This is a genomic window from Streptomyces sp. NPDC018833, assembly GCF_044390825.1.
Classification (GTDB): domain Bacteria; phylum Actinomycetota; class Actinomycetes; order Streptomycetales; family Streptomycetaceae; genus Streptomyces.
Genome location: NZ_JBIRZM010000004.1, coordinates 320,682 through 339,524 on the forward strand (window position 1 = coordinate 320,682; position 18,843 = coordinate 339,524).

Here is an 18,843-nt window from a genome sequence, read left to right on the forward strand (position 1 = left end):
GGGTCGGCGCGGTAACACCACCGGCCCACAAAAGGCAAACCGGTGTCCCCCACGTTATAACGGGCGGAAAAAACCCAGGGGGGGGGGGGCCCGCCCCGGGGGGGGCCCCGCCACCCCCGCCCGCGAGGACTACATGTCCGGCAGAGCCATCGGGTTGGACATCTGCTGGATCGCGGTCTTGTCCGCGGCACCGCTGTAGACGCGGACCTCGTCGATCGCGCCCGCGAAGTACTCGCTGCCGCCGCCGAGAGCCGAACGGCCCACCTGGAGGGCGCCGGTGGCGGCCCACAGGGTGTCATCGGTGCCGTGCGCGATGTCGGCGAGCTGGCCGTTCACGTACAGCCGGATCTCGTTGGCGAACGCGTCGTACACGACGGCCAGGTGCTGGCCCGCCGGGTCGGTGTCCGGCAGCTCCTGGTCGTCGGCGAACTTCTTCACCGGGGCCGTGGCCGAGTCGGACTCGGCGACCGCGAGCTCCCACATCGACGGGGTCTCGGCGTTCGGGGCGGGCCGGTAGCGGACCGCGAGGCGGTTGGCCGCCGTACCCGGCAGCGAGAGGACCGTCTGGGCCTTCTCCGGGTCGAGCGTGGTGAGCAGGGTCCGGGCGCTGACCGTGAAGCTGCTCGCTCCGGTGACCGGCGCGGTGGCCGTGGACGCGTAGTCCCCGTCACCGTCGAGCACCAGGTGGCCCGCCCCGACCAGGGGGTACGGCTCCAGCGACAGCGGGTCGGTAGGCGCGCCCATGACGGCGGCGTTGCCGGCGAGTGTCAGCGCCTGCCCGGTCCCGGTGTCCGGGGACGAGCCAGAGGAGGCCGAGTCGAGCTGCCAGTAGTTCTTGCGCTCCGGCTTGACCGTCATCATCTCGGCCACCTGGGCGGCGGGCAGGACGCGGTCGAAGACGCGGACCTCGGCGAGGTCGCCGTCGAGGTTGTCGCGGTAGCCGCTCTTCGCCGTGGTACGGCCGAGCTGCAGCGGGCCGTAGGACCGCCACACCGAGCGGCGGGAGGCGACGCCCTTGGAGTACTGGTTGACGTACAGCCGCAGTTCGGACTTGGTGGCGTCGTAGACGCCGGTCAGCAGGACCCACTGGTCGGCGAGCACGCTGACGCCGGTGGCGACGGCCTTCCACTCGCCGAGCGAGTCGACGTCGGTCACCGGGACGGAGAATGCCCAGGTGCCCGCGGTGTGGTCGTAGCCCAGGGTGAAGCCGGGCTCGCCGGTGCCGTCCTGGCTGACGACGGCCATGTCACGGGTCGGGGTGCCCTTCGGGCGGACCCAGGCGCTGACGCTGAAGCTCTTCGAGGAGTCGAGGACCGTCTCGTTGACATCCGCGTAGGCGGCGGAGGTGCCGTCGAAGCGGGCGGCCGCGTCGACCTTGCCGCCGGGACCCTCCACACCAAAGGTGACGCCCGTGCCCGCGTCCGCGGAGAAGGCTCCGGTCTCGTCGTGCGCCTCGGTGCTGGTCGGCGCGTCGGCGAGGTTCCACTGGGCGGTGACGGGGGTGCCCTCGGTCACGAGGAACTCGTAGTGCGCCTTGGTGCTCGGGTTCTCCGCCTTGTCGACGGCGATGACGTCGACCCAGTGGCGTCCGGAACGCGTCGGCATCCAGCTCACGGTCGCGGGACCGCCGGCCGTCGTGGCGGGGACCGTGGTGGCCGGGGTGGCGGTGCTGTCGAACGCGTACCGGTACTTCACGATGTCCGTGTCGGGCACGGAGTCGTTCGGGTTGGGCGAGAAGGTGAACGAGCCGTAGGTGCCGACGCCGTCGTGGTAGACGCTGTCGGACGGGTACTGCTTGGACAGCACGTTCGGCTTGCCCGGCAGGGTCTTGTCGTAGATGAACTCGCAGCGGACCGTGTCGCCTTCATAGCTCCACGGGCCGTAGCCGTCACCGTCGTAGGCGCGGGCACTCCAGTAGATGACGGTGTTCTGCGGGATCGTCGACTTCACCGTGTGGGTGAACTTGGTGCCGGACGTCGGCGCCAGCCAGGTCGGGGTGAGGTACGTGTAGCTCTTGGCCTCGTTGGTGACCGGGTCCGTCCAGTCGACCTTGAACTCGACCTTCACCTTGTCGGTGCTGGTGCTCGTGTGGTCCGGGTCGCTGGCGATGGCCTGGAGCTGCGGCGGGACCTCCGCATAGGGGCGGCCCGCGCCGGAGGTGCACACACCGCCGGGGTTCTGCGACAGCGAAGTGATCTTGCGGGGCAGGTTGTTGTAGCTGATGGAGAGGTAGGCGTTGCCGCAGATCCGCTTCCACTCGGGCAGCCGGGTCTCGTCCGCCGCGCGCAGGCCGAGCGTCATCGAGGACCAGCCCTCGGCCGCGGCGGTCTTCACCTCGGTGGTCAGTTCACCCGTGGCGCCGGCCTCGAAGTGCAGATTGGCCTGGCTGGAGCAACTGGTGGGCGAGATCGCCTTGTCGACCGTGCCGATGTGGTCCAGCCAGTCGTCCGAGGTGTTGGACCAGCTGGAGGAGGAGGTGATGCTGTAGTTCTTGCCGCCGATGCGGTAGAGCCGGATCGGCTCGGCGGTCGGCGAGGCGCTGTAGATGTGCTCGACGCGCGCGGAGAACGAGGCGCCGAGGATCTGCTTGCCCTGGTAGAACGACATCGGCATCGTGAACAGCAGCCGCCGCACCCCCACGCCGTTGCATGACACCGGGCTGTAGTCGGTGGGGCACTTGCCCACGCCGGCGCTGCCGGAGTACTTCCAGTCCTGCTCGCTCGGCATGCCCGACATCACGCCAGTCCACGCGGTGCGCGAGGTGGTGCGCTGGATCGGGTCGATGACGACCGGGAAGACCGTGTCCTTGCCCTTGAGCATCTTCTGGTCGGGCACCAGGGACAGCTTCCCCTTGCCGACCTCGACGCCGAGCGGCGACGTCTTGCCACCACCGCCGGGACCCGCGAGCGCGGGCTCCGGGGCGACGGCCGGGGCGGGAACCGCGTCCGCGGACGCGGCGGCGAGCGCCTTGGAGACGGCCTTCGGGCCCTGCTTCCTGGCAGCGGCCTCCTTGACGGCGGCCGAGTCCCACATGACGGGCTTGCCGGCCTCGAAGACGGTGCCGCCGACCGCGGCGTCCTCGGCCTTGAGCGCGCCGGTGGCGGCCTCGGTCACCTTCAGCCCGTCGGTCTTCAGCCCCAGGTCAAGCCGGGCGAGCTTCGGATCGGCGGCGGCCTCGGGGGTCTTGACGATCAGCAGGTGGCCGAAGCCGTCGGCCTCCGCGCGCACCGCGAGGTCCACGCCGGGCAGCGCGTCCTTGTACGTGGCCGTCTCACCGTCGAGGACGGGCGCCGGCAGCTTTCCGTACGGCCAGGTCAGGGACAGCTCGCGGCCGGCCTGGTTCATCGTGACGAACGGCCTGCCGGCCGTGCCGTCCGAGAACGACAGGGCCACGGCGGTGGCCTTGGGCGTCACCCTGCCGTCGGACCGGCGCACCAGGGTCTTGTCGATGTCGACCCAGGAGCCGTCCTGGAAGGTACGGATCGGGTCGGTGTACTCCCGTGCCGTGAACGTTCCGTTGGGCTCGGCGTAGATCTCCCGGCGCGCGGTGCGCATGCCGAGGATCTCGATCTTCTTGTTGCTCTTCTTGGCGACCGCGAGGGCCTCGGCCTCCGTCTGCACGGGGGTCCCCGTGCCGACGGCTGCCTGCTTCGGCGCGGCGTCGGCGCCGTCCGAATCGTCCGGCAGGGCGCTGAAGCCGCCGGTCAGTACGGCGCCGGCCGCCACCGCGGCGATCGCGCCGCGCAGCACGAGGCCGCGTCGCATACGTCTGGACACGTGTCCGTTCTCCTTGTTGTCCATCAGCGGACCGTCGCACCGAAAGCGGTGTCGCCCGCGGGAATACCGCCCTCGCCGGGCCTCAATGTCTGCGTCGGAGCACCACCGTTCGCCGTGTTCCACGGGAAGAGGTGGACCGCGTGACCCGCCGCCGGCCCGTAGGGCATACCGACATACAGCCCGCCCGGCGTGGCAGCCAGGCTCAGACCCGCGAGCTGGAGCGGCGCCGGTTCACCGGGGATGCCCCAGCCCGGGTCGATCCAGGAGTCCGACGCTCCGGGCACACCGACCATCGGCACGATGTGGACGCCGCCCTTCTCGCGGTGCTCCTCCGACGACTCCTCACCGGGGACACCGATGGCAAGCCGGGTGTTCGTCCCCGAACTGGTGCTGCTCGGCGCCGTATTGACGGCCGCGAGACGCTGCCCGAAGAAATCGCCCGGCTCGCTCGCCTGCTCGACCTCGGCGCTGTCCTGCTCGATCCACATGGTCTCGGTGAAGGCACCGCTCGCCGAGATCTTGAAGACCTGCACGGCGCCCGCGTCGACCACGCTCTTGAGGTCCTCACCGGGCACGCCAACCGCGAGCAGCGACTCGGTGGTGGAGGTGGCACCCGACGCCCGGTACGGCACCATCGCAAGAGCGGTCCCGAAGCCGTCGCCCGGTTCCTCGGCCCCGGTGATCACGTCCTGGTCCTGGGCCAGGCCGGCAAGGGGCTTGGGGTAGCCCGAGGACAGCGTGTGGCTGAAGACAGCCACGCCACCGGCGAACGGCACGGTGCCGAGCGCCTCGCCCGGGGTGCCCACGGCGAAGTGGGTCGGCGTGGTGGCGAGCGACGCGCCGAACCGGTCGTCCGGCTCGGCGACACCCGGCACCGCACCTCCGGTCTCGACGTCCTGGTGGATGATGCCGACGACGGTCTGCGCGGTCCCATGGATGTAGACGAAGCCGCCGGCGTCCTCCACGGTGCCGATGGACTCGCCCGGTACGCCTGCGATGAGGTACGGGCTTCCCGTGGACGTCCTGCCCGCGGCGAGTGCGTACCCGAGCCAGTCGCCCGGCTCGGCCGCACCGCCGATGGTCGTTCCCTCGCCCTGGAGGTGCTCCTTGGGAACCTTGCCGCCGTTGAGGCCTGCGGCTGAGCCGTAGACGATGTGCACCAGGCCGGCGTCGGCGTTGGTGGAGACGTCCTCGTACGGGGCACCGACGGCCAGGTCGGCACAGCCGTCGGCGTCGGCGTCGTAGACGGCGAGGGCGAATCCGTACCGGTCTCCCCGCTCGGCCCAGCCCTGTACGTTCGGCGAGTCCTGCGAGAGTTCGTACGTCCCCTTGCCGCCGCCGTAGACGATCCTCACGAGCCCCGCCTCGGCGTGACCCGCGACGGTCGCCTCCGGATCCGCGATGGCGGTGTCGCGGATTCCGTCGCCGTTGAAGTCCGACTCCACGCCGGAGCAGCCGGCGGCGGTCGCGGCGTGGGTCGGCGAACCGACGCCCAGGACCGAGGCGGTCAGGACGAGGGCGCCGGCGGTGAGCGCCGTTCGTCCCCGCATGGTGCGTCGTGGCCGACGCGTTGGACTGGTCACTGCGTTGGGTCCTCCCCATTTGATCCCGGCGGCTTCCGCCGGTGGTTTCGGCGTGGGCGCCGTGCGTGGCATCCACGTGTGTCGATGGGCCGTTCGGTCCTGAGCGGCCGTTCCTTCGAACGGCCCGCGGGGCCCGGGGGTTGGAGGTCGGTTTGCTTTCCGGCGGTTTTCGGTGGACGGACTGTGCGTGGCCGAGGGCGCCGCTGTGTCCTGACCGGGGAGGGCCGCCGCGTCGCCCTGCGGTCCCGGCCGCCGATTGCCTGCTGGACGCGGCCCGCCGGAGAGCCGGTCGCTGCCCTCGCGCAAGCGAGGTGCTGTGTCCGGGCGGGGGCCGGGCTGCCCGGGCGGGCGTGGCCCGGCCGGAGCCGGGCTGCCCGCTTCACTGGCGCGACCCGTTCGGCCAGGGCCTGGCACCGTCATGGGGCTGGACCGGTCTGCCGGTGAGCCGTCACCGCCCCTGCGGCACGGCAGGATGCGACGGCCCCGTGGCGCCGGGCCCCGCGAGGACCGGCCGCCGCGCCCGTCAGCTCAGGAACGCTCCGAACGCGACGTTGTCCAGCGGGATGCCGCCCTCACCCGGCCGCCAGCTCTGCGTGGGTGCACCGCCGTTGGGGGTGTTCCAGGGGAAGGCGTGTACGGCCCTGTTCGCCACGGGCCCGTACGGGACACCGACGTACAGCGCGCCGGGGCTCGATCCGAGGCCCATGCCGGTGAGCATGCGGGGCGCACGGGTCGCGGGGATGCCGTTCCCGGGCGAGATCCAGCTGTCACCGGTTCCGGGGTCACCGAGCAGGGGCAGGATCTGCACCCCGCCCTCTTCCGGATACTCCTCCGTCGACTCCTCGCCCGGGGCCCCGGCGGCGAGCCGCATCGTCGCCGCCGTGCCCGTCACGGTCGGGGACGTGTTGACGGCGGCGAGCCGCTGGCCGAAGAAGTCGCCCGCCTCGGCCTCGCCCTCCACGCCCGGCTGGTTCTGGTCGATCCACTTGAGGTGCTGGACGGTGCCGTCGGCCTTGATGTGGTAGGTGTGCACGGCGCCGGCGTCGACGGTGGTCGCCAGGTCCTCGCCCGGTACGCCGACCGCGAGGAGCGAGTCGTTGTTCGCGGTGGCACCGGCGGGGCGGTAGGGCGCCATCGCCAGGGAGGAGCCGTACTGGTCTCCGGCCTGGGCGGTGGTGTCACCGGTGCCGCTGCGGCCCTGCCCCATGCCGAAGAGCGGGTCCGGGATCCCGTCGGTGTTGATCGACGGCCGGAAGGCGATCACGGCACCGGCGAACTCCATGTTCTGCGTGGTGGTGGCCGTGGACTCACCGGGAGCACCGACGACGAAGTGGCGGTCGGTGGCGGCGATCGACGCGCCGAAGCGGTCGTTGGGCTCGGGGTCCTCCCACACGCCGGCGCTGTCCTGGGCGACGTGCGCCACGTTGTAGCCGGTGCCGTAGACGTAGTGGAACATCCCCATGTCCTTGCCCTCGGCACCGTCCTCGCCGGGGGCGCCGATCACGAGGAAGGGGATGTTGGTGGCCGACCTGCCCGCTGCGACGGCGTATCCGACCCAGTCCTCGGCCTCGTAACCACCGCCGAGTTTCCCGTCGGCTCCCTGCCGGAAGCCGTAGGTGCCGAGTCCGGCCGAGGCGACGCCGGTGGGCGAACCGTAGATCAGGTGAACCAGGCCGGCGTCCTTGACGGTCCGGTCGGTCAGGTTGATGTCCTCGAACGGGATGCCGACGGCGATGTCGCTGCACCCGTCGTTGTTGGCGTCGTAGACGGCGAACGAGAAGCCGAACTGGTCACCGGTCTCGGCTGCGTCCGACACGTTCGGCGAGTCCTGCGACAGAGCGAACGTGCCCTTGCCGCCGCCGTAGACGATGTGGATCTGCCCGGCGCGCTCCTTGCCGGAGACCGTGGCCTCCGGGTCCGCGAAGGCCATGTCGCGGATGCCGTCACCGTTGAAGTCGTTCTGCGCTCCGGCGCAGCCCGTGGCCGCGGCGGCCTGCGGCACCGGTGCCGCCCCCTGCCCGAGCAGGGTGACCGCGGCGCCCAGAGCGAGCGCCGTCACCCCCCGGGCCGTACGCGTGCCGACACGCGGCATTCTTCCCCCCACCTGCTGTGCCGTGTGGCGTCCTTCGAGCAACGAGAAGCACGGCATCCATGTGACTGGTCCACGAGGCAGCCCGGATCGGTCGTCCGGGCAGCCTCATGCCTCTGCCGGCCGGTACGGAGGTGGGGGACACCACCGGCACAGCACATTGGTGCCGATCCGGCCGATGCCAAACGAAGCCTCCCTGCTCCGCCGACTCCCCGTCACATCCTGGTTCCGGCCCCCCGCGACCAGCAGAAGCGGAACGGGACTATGACATGAACGGCGCAACCTCACAAGATCACAAGTCCGACATCGACTCATCAGTGATCATCAGTGATCATCACGCCTTGATCACATCGGCTGCACCAGGGCGTCATGGAACGGTCACGAACCGGGCGCACTCGACCGGACCGGACGCCGCTCCGCGGCCACACCTCCGCGGTGCGGCCGCGTCGGCTCCGGGCAGCAAAACGGGCGCGGTCCTCCCCGAACCGGGAAGGACCGCGCCCGAACAGCGGCCGGACTCAGCGCATCAGCATGCCCGCTTCCTGCCCCGCCGCCTCCGACGGCAGGGCCACCAGACCCATGTCGGCGCCCGCCGGGATCAGCCGGTGGGCGGGCAGCACCCGCACCGTGTAGCCGAACGGTCCCGTGCGGTCCAGCGCCATCGGGCCCTCGTACACCCAGCGGCCCTCCAGATCCGGGCCGCTCGACGGCTTCAGCGGGAAGGTCTGGGCGTCGCGGATCGCGTCGTCGGCGTCGACCCGGCCGGCCACCGCCTGCACCTCCACATCGTCCGGCCGCAGGTCACCGAGTCTGGCCTGCACCCGCAGCGTCAGCGTGGAACCCAGTCCCGCCGTCGCCGCGGCCCCCGCACCCGCGTCCTGGTCCACAGCCTCCACATGGTCGACCGCGACCTGTGGCCAGCCAGCGCGGACCCGCGCCTTGAAGTCCGCCAACTCTCCGGCGGCCGAGGCGTCCAGGGCCCGGTGGGCCTTGGCGGCGGGGGTGTACAGCCGCTCGACGTACTCGCGCACCATGCGGCCGGCCAGCACCTTGGGTCCGAGCGTGGTCAGCGTGCGGCGGACCATCTCGATCCAGCGGTCGGGCAGTCCGCCGGCCCCCCGGTCGTAGAAGCGGGGCGCGACACGGTCCTCGATCAGCGAGTACAGCGCCGCCGCCTCCAGTTCGTCGCGGCGGTCCTCGTCGGTGGCCGCGCCGTCGGCGGTGGGGATCGCCCAGCCGAAGTCCGGCTCGTACCACTCGTCCCACCAGCCGTCGAGCACCGACAGATTGAGGGACCCGTTCAGCGCCGCCTTCATGCCGCTCGTGCCGCAGGCCTCCAGCGGACGAAGCGGGTTGTTGAGCCAGACGTCGCAGCCCGGGTAGAGCTTCTTGGCCATCGCCATGCCGTAGTCGGGCAGGAAGACCAGGCGGTGGCGCACCTTCGGGTCGTCGGCGAAGCGCACCAGCTCACGGACGAGACGCTTGCCCCCGTCGTCGGCCGGATGGGCCTTGCCCGCGACGACGATCTGGATCGGCTGGGTGGGGTGCAGCAGCAACTCGGTCAGCCGGCGGCGGTCGCGGAGCATCAGCGTGAGCCGCTTGTACGAGGGCACCCGCCGGGCGAACCCGATGGTGAGCACGTCGGGGTCGAGCACCCCGTCGATCCAGCCCAGTTCGGCCGCGCCCGCACCGCGCTGGCGCCAGGAGGCGCGCAGTCGCTCGCGGACCTCCAGCACCAGCTGTTCGCGCAGCGAGCGGCGCAGCTCCCAGATCTCCGCGTCCGGAATGTTCGCCACGGCGTCCCAGCGCGAGGACCCGCCGACCGACAGGGCGTCCTCCGCGCGCCCCGGGCCGATCTGGCGCGCTCCCAGCCGGAAGACCTCGGGTGCGACCCAGGTCGGCGCGTGCACGCCGTTGGTGATCGAGGTGATGGGCACCTCGACGGCGTCGAAGCCGGGCCACAGGCCGGAGAACATCTCGCGGCTGACGGCCCCGTGCAGCCGGGACACGCCGTTGGCGAGCTGGGCGAGCCGCAGGCCCATCACCGCCATGTTGAACAGGCCCGGCTCGCCGCCGGGATAGCTCTCGGTGCCCAGCTGGAGCACCCGGTCGACGGGGACTCCGGACAGTTCGGCGTCGTCCGCGAAGTGGCGGGCGACGAGGTCGCGGTCGAAGCGGTCGATCCCCGCGGGCACCGGGGTGTGGGTGGTGAACACCGTGCCCGCGCGCACGGCTTCGAGGGCCGCGTCGAATCCGAGGCCGCTGCCGCCCTTGTCGGGGGACTCACCCAGTTCGCGGATGCGTTCGAGGCCGAGGAAGCCGGCATGGCCCTCGTTGGTGTGGAACACCTCGGGCGCGGCGTGCCCGGTGATCCCGCAGTACGCACGGACCGCCCGTACGCCGCCGATGCCGAGCAGCATCTCCTGGAGCAGCCGGTGCTCGCTGCCGCCGCCGTACAGCCGGTCGGTGACGTCGCGGGCGCCCGGTCCGTTGCCCTCGACGTCGGAGTCGAGCATCAGCAGCGGGACGCGGCCGACCTGGGCGACCCAGATGTGGGCGTGCAGCAGGCGGCCCCCCGGCAGGGCCAGGGACACGCCGGCCGGGGTGCCGTCGGCCTCCCGCAGCAGATCGAGCGGCAGTTCGTTGGGATCGAGCACGGGATAGTGCTCCTGCTGCCAGCCGTCGCGGGAGAGCGACTGGCGGAAGTAGCCGTGCCGGTAGAGCAGGCCGACGCCGATCAGCGGCACGCCGAGATCGCTGGCGGCCTTGAGGTGGTCACCGGCGAGGATGCCGAGGCCGCCCGAGTACTGCGGCAGGGCGGCGGTGACGCCGAACTCCGGTGAGAAGTAGGCGACGGCGGCCGGGAATTCGGTGGTGTCGGGGCCGCCGTCGCCGGACTGGTACCACCTGCGGCCGTGCAGATAGTCGTCCAGGTCGTCGGCGGCCGCGGCGAGCCGGCGCAGGAAGCGCCGGTCCTTGGCCAGGTCCGCCATCCGGGCGGCGGACACGTTCCCGAGGAGCCGCACGGGATCGCCGGCGACGGCCTGCCACCCCTCGGGATCGACGGAGCGGAACAGTTCTTGGGTCTCGGTGTGCCAGGACCAGCGCAGATTGCGCGCCAGGCCGCTGAGCGGTTGCAGTGGTTCGGGGAGGACGGGGCGGACGGTGAATCGACGAATGGCCTTCACAGGTCCCACCTTCGCAGGGGATGTACGCATCCGAGCGGACGCACGGCGGTGTGCGCCCTTTTCCGTCGGTGCGACGTTAGTCGCACCCCGTCCCCGCCCACCACGGCGCACGGTTCGCCAGGGGGCGCACACCCCTACCGGTCGCATTGCCCGACCGCCCCGGTGTGGCCCCCGCCGCACGGCGAATTCAGGCCCGTTCAGGACCTGCCGTCGGCCCCAGGCTCAGGACCTGCCGCCGACCCGAGGAGGCCCATTACAGGCAGCAACCGCCACCGACCGCTGCCCCGTCAGCCACGGCCCCCGCCGCTCACCGTTCCTCCGTACGGGGAGCCCTGGTTGACGCTCCCCGGGTCGAACGCGCCGGTGGCCGCGTATCGTGCCGCGATACCGGTGAGTTCGGCCTCCGGGATCACGTCGTGGATGTCGGTGAATCCGCCGGGTGCACGCCGGTGGGCCAGGTCGATGACCACCTCGGGTCCCTTCTGCCGGTTGGACAGCTGCAGTCGGGTCATGACGGGCCGGCGGTCCGCCTCGTAGGCGGCGAGCGCCGCCACCGGGTCGCGGTGGCCGGCCAGCGCGTGGGCGAGGGCCCGGCCGTCGACGACGGACTGGGTCGCCCCGTTGGAGCCGATCGGGTACATCGCGTGTGCCGCGTCGCCGATCAGCGTCGTACGGCCCCGGGACCACACGGGCAGCGGATCGCGGTCCACCATCGGATACTCGTACGCCGCGTCGGCGGCGTGGAGGATCTCCGGGACGCTGACCCCGTCGAACTCCCAGCCCGCGAATCGGCCGGCGATCGCGGCCACGGGGACGGACCGGTTCCAGTCGCCGCGGAAGGTCTTCCCGGCGGTCTCGGAGGGCGCGGCGAGCGCCCAGTTGACGAGGACGTCACCGCCGTCGGCGGGCTCGGAGATCGGGTAGACCACGGCCCGCAGCCGGTCGTCCCCGGCGATGAACATGAAGTCGCCCGCGCGCTGCGCGGGCACGCGCGAGACCCCGCGCCAGACGAGCATGCCGTTCCACGGTGGCTCGCCCTCGCCGGGACGGAGCGCGGCGCGTACCGCGGAGCGGATGCCGTCCGCGCCGATGAGCAGGTCCGGTTCCAGCGAGGCCCGGCCGCGGCGTGCGCCGTCGCTGTGTTCCAGGGTGACGCGGGGGCGGCGGCCGTCGATCCGGTCGACGCGCGTCACTCGTACGCCGCTGAGCAGTGCGCTCTCGCCGAGCCTGTCCCGTACGGCCTCGGCGAGCGTGAGCTGCAGCGCGCCGCGGTGGACGGACAGCTGGGGCCAGTGGTACCCGGCGGCGAGTCCGCGTGGATCGCGGGAGATCAGGCAACCGCTGCGGTGGTAGTAGCGCAACTCCCGGGTGCGTACGGCGTGTCCCTCGATGCGGTCGAGCACACCGAGCGCGTCGAGTTCGCGCACCGCGTTGGGCATGAGGTTCAGGCCCGCGCCGAGCGGGCGTATCTCCGGGGCGGCCTCGACCACTGTGATCCGTTCGAACCCGGCCGTGTGCAGGGCGAGCGCGGCGGTGAGGCCGGCGATGCCGCCGCCGACGATCATGATGTGGGTCATGGGGACGAAATCTCCTCGAACTCTCCTGTGGCTCTCCTGTGGCGGTCAGCGGGCGCTGGTGCCCGGCCGCTCCACCGAGCGGCGCACCAGGGTCTCGTTCTCGCGGGTCAGGTCGAGGACGGAGCGCAGGAGGGCCACCGGTGCGCCGCCGCTGCCGGCGTCGTAGAGCCGCACCTCCTCGCTGTAGGCCTTGCGGGCGATGGTGAGGTGGCGGGCGCGGAAGGTCTTGAGGATGCGCAGCACACGGGCGAGGGAGACGGCCGACGCGGTGAGCGTGGCCGGCACGCGGCCCCCGCCCTCCCAGCTGAAGGCGGCGGAGAGCTTGGAGACGGCGGAGACGCCGCCCCGGTGGGCCGCGTAGTGGGCGCGCCAGGACGGCAGGCTGTACTGGACGGACTCCTCGAGGAAGGCGTCGTAGCGTTCGTCGCCGCGGTCGCACTGCCAGAGCGTCAGGTCGACGAGCCACAACGGGACCTGGGCGGCGGCGGGGCCGAGGTAGTCGCGCCCGGCGACGTCGATCTCCTCGAAGTAGGAGCGCATTTCGCGGGCGAAGAAGACGGGGGAGACGCGGGCGACGGTGAAGTCGATCGAGTCGACCATGGACTGCACGTGCTGGGCGGTGCGGTCGAGGGCCAGGGCGAACCCCGGGTCGTACGGCTCCAGTCGGGCGAGCTCCGCGCAGGTGTCGAGCGAGGCGACGAGGCTGGGGAAGACCATGCGGACGGCGTCCTGGAGGTTGCCCTCCATGGGGTCGCCCGTGTACATCCGCCGGCGCCGTCCCGAGGGGTTCCAGGTCGTGTAGTGGTGCACGGTGTCCCGGGGGACCATGTCCGTGCGGCGGCCCAGTTCCTCCAGGACGGGCAGGGCCTCCGGAACGGCGGCGAGCGGCTGTACGCCGTGACGCTTCAGCGAACCGAGGAGGATGCCGAGGTCGCGCATCGCGGCGAGCGCGTCGACGATGCCGAGCGAGGCGACCCGGTTCTCGTCGGGTACGAGCGTGCGCAGGGCGACGGTGAGCGCGGGCACGTCCGCGTCCGCGTTCATGGCCGGGAGCGCGGCGAGCAGCGCGTCGGCACCGAGCGGGTCGGCCGCACGTATCTCCCCTATCCGGTAACGCGGTTCGCCGAGCACATCGAGACCGGGCGCGACAAGGTCGTACAGGGTCAACGGAATGTCCCTTCGGACAGAAAACGGTTCACTGGTGGGATGTGGGGCGGGCGAAGCGCGGGGCAGCCCTGTGCCGCGGTGGGCGCACGGCGTGTACCCGGCACCGTCCCCGCCCCCGGTCACTCCACGGCGCCGCCGACCCGGTCCTGGCGTGGCGGCGCCATAGCGGGCGCGGGTAGCCGCAGCCGGGAGGAGAGCAGGGCGGCCAGGGCCGCGAACGCGGCTCCGGCCAGAAGGGCGGACCTGAAGCCCGCGGTCTCGGCCGCGGCGTCGCCGGGCGCCGCGGTTCCCGCGGTGGCGACGGCGACGAGTACCGCGAGCCCGAGGACCGAGCCGAACTGCTGGCTGGTGTTGACCAGTCCGGAGGCGAGTCCCGTCTCCTCGGGCGAGGCCTCGGCCGTGGCGGCCACGTTGGTGGTGACCATCACCAGCGGAAGGGCGGCGCCCAGGACGAGGCTCGGGGCGAGGACGGTGGTGAGGAAGGTGCCGTCGGCATCGAGGGCGAAGGCGAGCCAGACCATGCCGGAAAGGAGCAGCCCGAAGCCGAGGGTCATGGCGGGGCGCAGCCCTAGTCGGCCGATGAGCCGGCCGGTCTGCGGGGCGACGGCGACGACGACGAGGGACAGCGGCAGCAGGCCCAGTCCGCCGGTGAGCGGCGAGTGTCCGAGCACCTTCTGCAGGTGGAGGCTGACCAGGAAGAACATCGGGAACAACGCCATCTGGGCCAGTGCGCTCAGGATGTTGGCCCGTCGCAGGGCAGGCCGGCGCAGCACGGCGGGCGGTACGAGCGGCCGGGCGACGCGCCGCTCCAGCAGGGCGAAGGCGGCGAGCAGGCCGAGTCCTCCGGCCCCGCTCACGAGGGTCCGCGCACCGGTCCAGCCCGCCTCGCCCGCGCCGACGAGGGCGTAGGCGAGGAGTCCGAGACCGCCGGTGGCCGTGAGCGCACCGCCGAGGTCGAAGCCCGTGCCGCGCCCGCGGGCGCCCGGCGCGAGCAGCCGCAGCGCCGCCGCGGCGAGCACGAGCGAGACGAGGACGTTGAGCCAGAACGTGGAGCGCCAGCCGAGGACATCGGTCAGTACGCCCCCGAGCACGGTGCCGAGCACGCCGCCGAGGCCGCCCATCGCGGCGAACACGCCGAGCGCCCTGTGCCGGGCGGGCCCGTCGGGGAAGAGGGTGAGCAGCAGGGCGAAGGCGGCGGCCGCGGCGAGTGCGGCGCCGATGCCCTGTGCGGCCCGCGCGGCGACGAGCTGCCCGACGCTGCCCGCGACGCCGCCCGCGGCGGACGCGGCTGCGAGCAGCCCGAGTCCGGCGAGGTAGAGCCGCCGGTGCCCGAGGAGGTCGGCGGTCCGCCCGCCGAGCAGCAGCAGCCCGCCGAAGGTGATGAGGTACGCGTTGGCCACCCACGACAACCCGGCGGACCCGGACCCGAGGTCGTCGCCGACGGAGGGCAGGGCGACGTTGACGATCGCGGTGTCCATGATGAGGAGCAGCTGGGTGGCGGCGAGGAGCGGGAGCGCGGGGCCGGCCCCGGACGCGGCCCGGTCGGCTGGGGCAGCGTCCGTGGTGCGGTCGTGGGTCACCGCTGTGCGGTCCTCTCGTCGAGCGCGTACCCCGACAGGCACGCCCGCGCCAGCGACTCGCAGCTGTCCGTGTCGCCCTCCCACACCTGCTGCATCAGATAGACGTGCGGCGCGCCGTGGTAGAAGCGCTCGTACTGCTCGTGGCGGGAGGCGAACTCCGAACCCAGCGCGTCCCACGCCAGCTTGAGCAGCTTGATGCGGTCCTCCGCCGGATGGCCGGGCGAGCGGATGTACTTCCTCACCAGCGGGCCCAGCTCGGGGTGGAGCAGGTCGTCGGCCGACGCGGGGAGCTGGATGACCCCGCCGCCCGCCAGCGTCTTGATCTCCTGCACGGCCGCCGGGTACAGCTCCCCCGCCATGATCCGCTGCGCGTAGGAGATGTCCTTGCCGGGCATCACCCCGCCGCGTCCCCCTTCGACCACCTCGTACGACGCCTCCGCCGCCAGCACGAACGCCTTCGCCTGTGCCACCCTGCCCATGAGCCGGCCGATCGCCTGGGTGACCGGCGGCAGCCGGTAGGTGTTGTTCGCCTTGGTGAGGAGGATCGCGATGCCGGTGAGGAACTCCAGTTTGGTCCAGAAGCGCGTGGCGGCCTGGTGCACGAAGTTCACGTACGCCGGTGTCCGCCACCACATGCCGAACGTGGCGTCGACGTTGCGGTAGGTCAGCACCCGTTCCCAGGGCACGAACACGTCGTCGCACACCAGCAGCGCGTCGTTCTCGTCGAACCGCGAGGAGAGCGGGTTGTCGAAGACACTCCGGGCCTGCGCCTCGTAGGAGGTGCGGGAGAGGAACTTCAGACCGGGTGTGTCGATCGGCACCGAGAAGCACAGGGCGTGGTCGACGTCCTCGGGTGCGAGCGGTTCGATGGTGCCGACGATCACCTCGTTGCCGAAGACGGCCGCCGTGCCGATCATCTTGGCGCCGCGCACCACGACCCCGCCGTCCTTCTCCGCGACGACCCGGACGACCAGGTCGTCCTCCTCCTGCTGCGAGGCCCCCTTGGTGCGGTCGATCTGCGGATTGGTGATGGTGAAGGTCGGGTAGAGGTCGCCCTCGGCCAGTCTGCGGTGGTAGGCCAGCGCGTTGTCCGCGCCGTCGAAGCCGTCGGTGGTGAACAGGCCCGCAGCCGCGGCGAATCCGGCCGCCCCGCCCGCCATGTAGTCCGGGGTCCGCCCGAGGAAGCCGAAACTCGACTCGGCCCACACCTTGTAGGCGCGCCGCCGGGCGACCAGGTCCTCGTAGGTCTGCGGGACCTTGTACGCGCGATGCGCGCCGTCCGCGGTGAGCACGGACGCGTACTGCGGATCGTGTGCCAGGTCGTACAACCGCGCGAGCGAGGACGCGGTGTTGCGGAAGGCGGCATGGCGGGTGACATCGGCGACGCGCTCGCCGTCGAGCCACACCTCGCGCCCGTCACGCAGCGATGCGAGGTATTCCTGGCCGGACCTGGTCAACGTCTCTCCTCGAAGGGGCTGCGGATGGACGGGCCGCCGCCGGCCGCGCTGGAGCCGGCCGGGCGGCGGCTGGTTTCAGCCGAGCCTGTCCCCCGCCGAGGACACAGGGCAATGAACGACCGTCCAGCGGTCCTTAAGAACCGGCCAATCATGCGGCTGAGGCGCCTTTGCTGCGGTACTCGCCGGGCGTCATCCCGTACCACTTGCGAAAGGCCAGGTGGAAGCCGACCGCACTGAGGTAGCCGACCCGTTCGGGCACGGCGGACTGCGGGAGCGAGGTCTCGCCGAGCAACCGGGCCGCCTCCTGCATCCGGCGGCCCGTCAGATGCCGTGCGGGCGCTTCGCCGACCAGGTCCCGGAAGGCAGCGGTGAAGGCGGAGCGGGACATGCCGACCTCGCGGGCGAGCGACTCGATGGTCCACGGTTCGGCGAACCGGGTCGCGATGATCACCATGGCCTTGCTGATACCGGGATGCCTGAGGACGGGCAGTACGGACGGGTTGCCGGCCAGCTCGCGCAGCAGTGGCCGCAGCGCGAGCACGAGCGCCATCTCGAAGGCGCGCAGGGTGATCAGCCGGTCCCCCGGCCCCACGGGCCGGTCCGTCGTGGCGAGCAGCCGCAGGGTGTCGCGCAGCAGCGGCTCCTGGTCGACCTGCGAGCCGTCGAGCACCAGGGCCCAGGGCAGCGCCTCGTACAGGCCGGTCGCCGCACTGGCGTCGTAGTGCAGCCCGGCGCACAGCAGTCTGCTGACGGGTCCCTCCCCCTCGATGCGGATCTCGCCGGAGGTGCCGGGCTGCCGCTCGGGCAGCACCGCGGCGAGCGAGACGCCCCGCCGGTCGGGGCGGTCGGCGAGCCGGTGCGCGGATCCGGTGGGGAAAACGGCGAGGTCTCCCGCACGCAGTTCGATCGGCGTCTGGTCCTCGCCGGTGATCCAGCAGCCCCCTTCGGTGATGAAGTGCAGTACGGCGCAGCTCTGTTCCGCGTCCCCCTCGATGGCCCATGGCGCGCGCAGATGCCAACGGCTGTCGAAGACACCGGTGAGCCTCAGCGGCTTCAGCAGCTCGCTCAGCAGGTCGTCGCGTTCGCTCTGGGTTGGTTTCAGTGGTCGTTCCATTGGACGATCCTTCAACCCCCGCCCCGGATTGTTAATTGATCGGCCGAAGCCGTCGCCGCGAGCCTTGAGGAGCCGTTCACGGCAGCAGTGACACCCTATCGAAGGGCCCTTCTGAGACATGTCCGATCACATTCCTATGCGCGTGGCCGTGGTGGGGGCGACCGGTTTCCAGGGCGGTGCGACGGCCCGTCTGCTGGCCGAATGCGGCCATCGGGTACGCACCCTGAGCCGTAAGCCCGAGGAGGACCGCCCGAAGCTGCCCGGGGTCTCCGTCGCGAGCGGTGACCTGGGGCGGCAGGAGGACGTACGGCAACTCTTCGCGGACGCGACCCATGCCGCGGTGACGATGCCGCTGGTCTACGAGGCCGAGAAGGTCATGCGCTACGCCCAGCACATCGCGAAGGCGGCGCGGGACAGCAAGGTGCACCGGATCGTGTACAACGCCAACACGCGTGTCCCGCGGGGGACGACGAACATCGCGGCCTTCGAGACGCGCCGCCTGGTGGAGACCGTGCTGCGCGAGGGCCTCGCCGAGAGCGGCGTGGAACTGGTCGTCGTGCGCCCCCCCGTGTACCTGGACAACCTCTTCAGCCCGTGGAACGGCCCGGCGCTGGTCGACGAGGGCGTGCTCGCCTACCCGCTGCCCGCCGACGTCCCCACGGCGTGGATCTCCCACCGGGACCTGGCGCAGGCCTTGTACGCGGCCCTGCGGGCGGACGGGGTGGCCGGCCGCACGTTCGACATCGGCGGCGCACAGAGCCTCACCGGGCCCCAGTTGGCCGAGCAGTTCGCCCGTGGGCTGGGGCGTCCCGTGCGCTACACGGCTCTGGAGCCGCACGTCTTCGAACAGGGGCTCGCACAGATCGTGGGCCCGCGGACGGCGGGCGGGGTGGCGGGGATCTATCACTTCATGGCGAGCGGGGTGGAGCCGGGGCTGATGGCGGGTGACGGCGGCGGCTCGGCGCGCGAGCTGGGCTTCACGGCCGCCGCGGTGGACGAGTGGGTCACCCGGCAGCCGTGGCAGATGTGGTCGGGCCGTACGGCCGAGTCCGCCGGGACCGCCTGACGGCGCGTCGGGGAGGCCCGTATACAAAAGACAACGAGGAGGACCGGTTCCGTCCAGGTGACGGGTCCGGTCCTTTTTCGTGCGTCTTGCGCGTCCCGCTACGTCCTAGTAGTTAACACATCGCCGGATTGACCTCCCCGAAGGCGTGGGAAGGCTCATCCGGTACGTACGCGAGCACACCCTTCGCATCGCATCCTTTCCGTCCACCCGAGTGAACGCGGACAGGAGCCGACATGCCCGCACCC

At 71.8% G+C, this 18,843-nt stretch carries 10 protein-coding genes; 1 reads left to right on the forward strand and 9 read right to left on the reverse strand.

The annotated features are described in order from the left end of the window. Positions 1 to 129: 129 nt before the first annotated feature. The 9 genes from ACH5AF_RS11190 to ACH5AF_RS11230 all read right to left on the reverse strand — a co-directional run bounded on the left by ACH5AF_RS11190 (position 130) and on the right by ACH5AF_RS11230 (position 17,532). Positions 130 to 3,777 carry a LamG domain-containing protein gene (locus ACH5AF_RS11190; RefSeq protein WP_398901280.1) on the reverse strand — a complete coding sequence of 1,216 codons (3,648 nt, stop codon included), beginning with the start codon at positions 3,775 to 3,777 and terminating at the stop codon, positions 130 to 132. Positions 3,778 to 3,800: 23 nt separating this feature from the next. Beyond that, entirely contained in the window at positions 3,801 to 5,327 is a 1,527-nt protein-coding gene (locus ACH5AF_RS11195; protein WP_398901281.1) for an FG-GAP repeat protein, read from the reverse strand. A gap of 556 nt (positions 5,328 to 5,883) precedes the next feature. Next, positions 5,884 to 7,452: an FG-GAP repeat domain-containing protein gene (locus tag ACH5AF_RS11200; protein ID WP_398901282.1), complete on the reverse strand. Its 1,569-nt coding sequence runs from the start codon at positions 7,450 to 7,452 to the stop codon at positions 5,884 to 5,886. A 515-nt stretch (positions 7,453 to 7,967) separates the two neighbouring features. Further along, the gene (gene glgP, locus ACH5AF_RS11205) at positions 7,968 to 10,637 is read right to left on the reverse strand and encodes an alpha-glucan family phosphorylase (protein WP_398901283.1); all 2,670 of its coding nucleotides are present in this window, start codon (positions 10,635 to 10,637) and stop codon (positions 7,968 to 7,970) included. 287 nt (positions 10,638 to 10,924) lie between these two features. Beyond that, complete coding sequence (locus tag ACH5AF_RS11210; RefSeq protein ID WP_398901284.1) at positions 10,925 to 12,214, reverse strand: flavin-dependent oxidoreductase; 1,290 nt, start codon at positions 12,212 to 12,214, stop codon at positions 10,925 to 10,927. A 45-nt stretch (positions 12,215 to 12,259) separates the two neighbouring features. After that, positions 12,260 to 13,381 (reverse strand): monodechloroaminopyrrolnitrin synthase PrnB family protein, encoded by a 1,122-nt coding sequence (locus ACH5AF_RS11215; protein ID WP_398901285.1) that lies wholly within the window; start codon positions 13,379 to 13,381, stop codon positions 12,260 to 12,262. Between the two features lie 119 nt (positions 13,382 to 13,500). Continuing rightward, entirely contained in the window at positions 13,501 to 14,961 is a 1,461-nt protein-coding gene (locus tag ACH5AF_RS11220) for an MFS transporter (protein ID WP_398901286.1), read from the reverse strand. After that, positions 14,958 to 16,418, reverse strand: a complete 1,461-nt coding sequence (locus ACH5AF_RS11225; protein ID WP_398901287.1) for a 4-hydroxyphenylacetate 3-hydroxylase family protein — start codon at positions 16,416 to 16,418, stop codon at positions 14,958 to 14,960. Before ACH5AF_RS11225 ends, ACH5AF_RS11220 begins: the two co-directional genes overlap by 4 nt. Positions 16,419 to 16,566: 148 nt before the next feature. Beyond that, on the reverse strand, positions 16,567 to 17,532 hold the full coding sequence (locus tag ACH5AF_RS11230) for an AraC family transcriptional regulator (protein WP_398901288.1): 966 nt from the start codon (positions 17,530 to 17,532) through the stop codon (positions 16,567 to 16,569). Positions 17,533 to 17,650: 118 nt separating this feature from the next. On the opposite strand from ACH5AF_RS11230, the gene ACH5AF_RS11235 reads away from it, so the two are divergent. Continuing rightward, positions 17,651 to 18,598: an SDR family oxidoreductase gene (locus ACH5AF_RS11235; protein WP_398901289.1), complete on the forward strand. Its 948-nt coding sequence runs from the start codon at positions 17,651 to 17,653 to the stop codon at positions 18,596 to 18,598. The last annotated feature ends 245 nt before the right edge of the window (positions 18,599 to 18,843 follow it).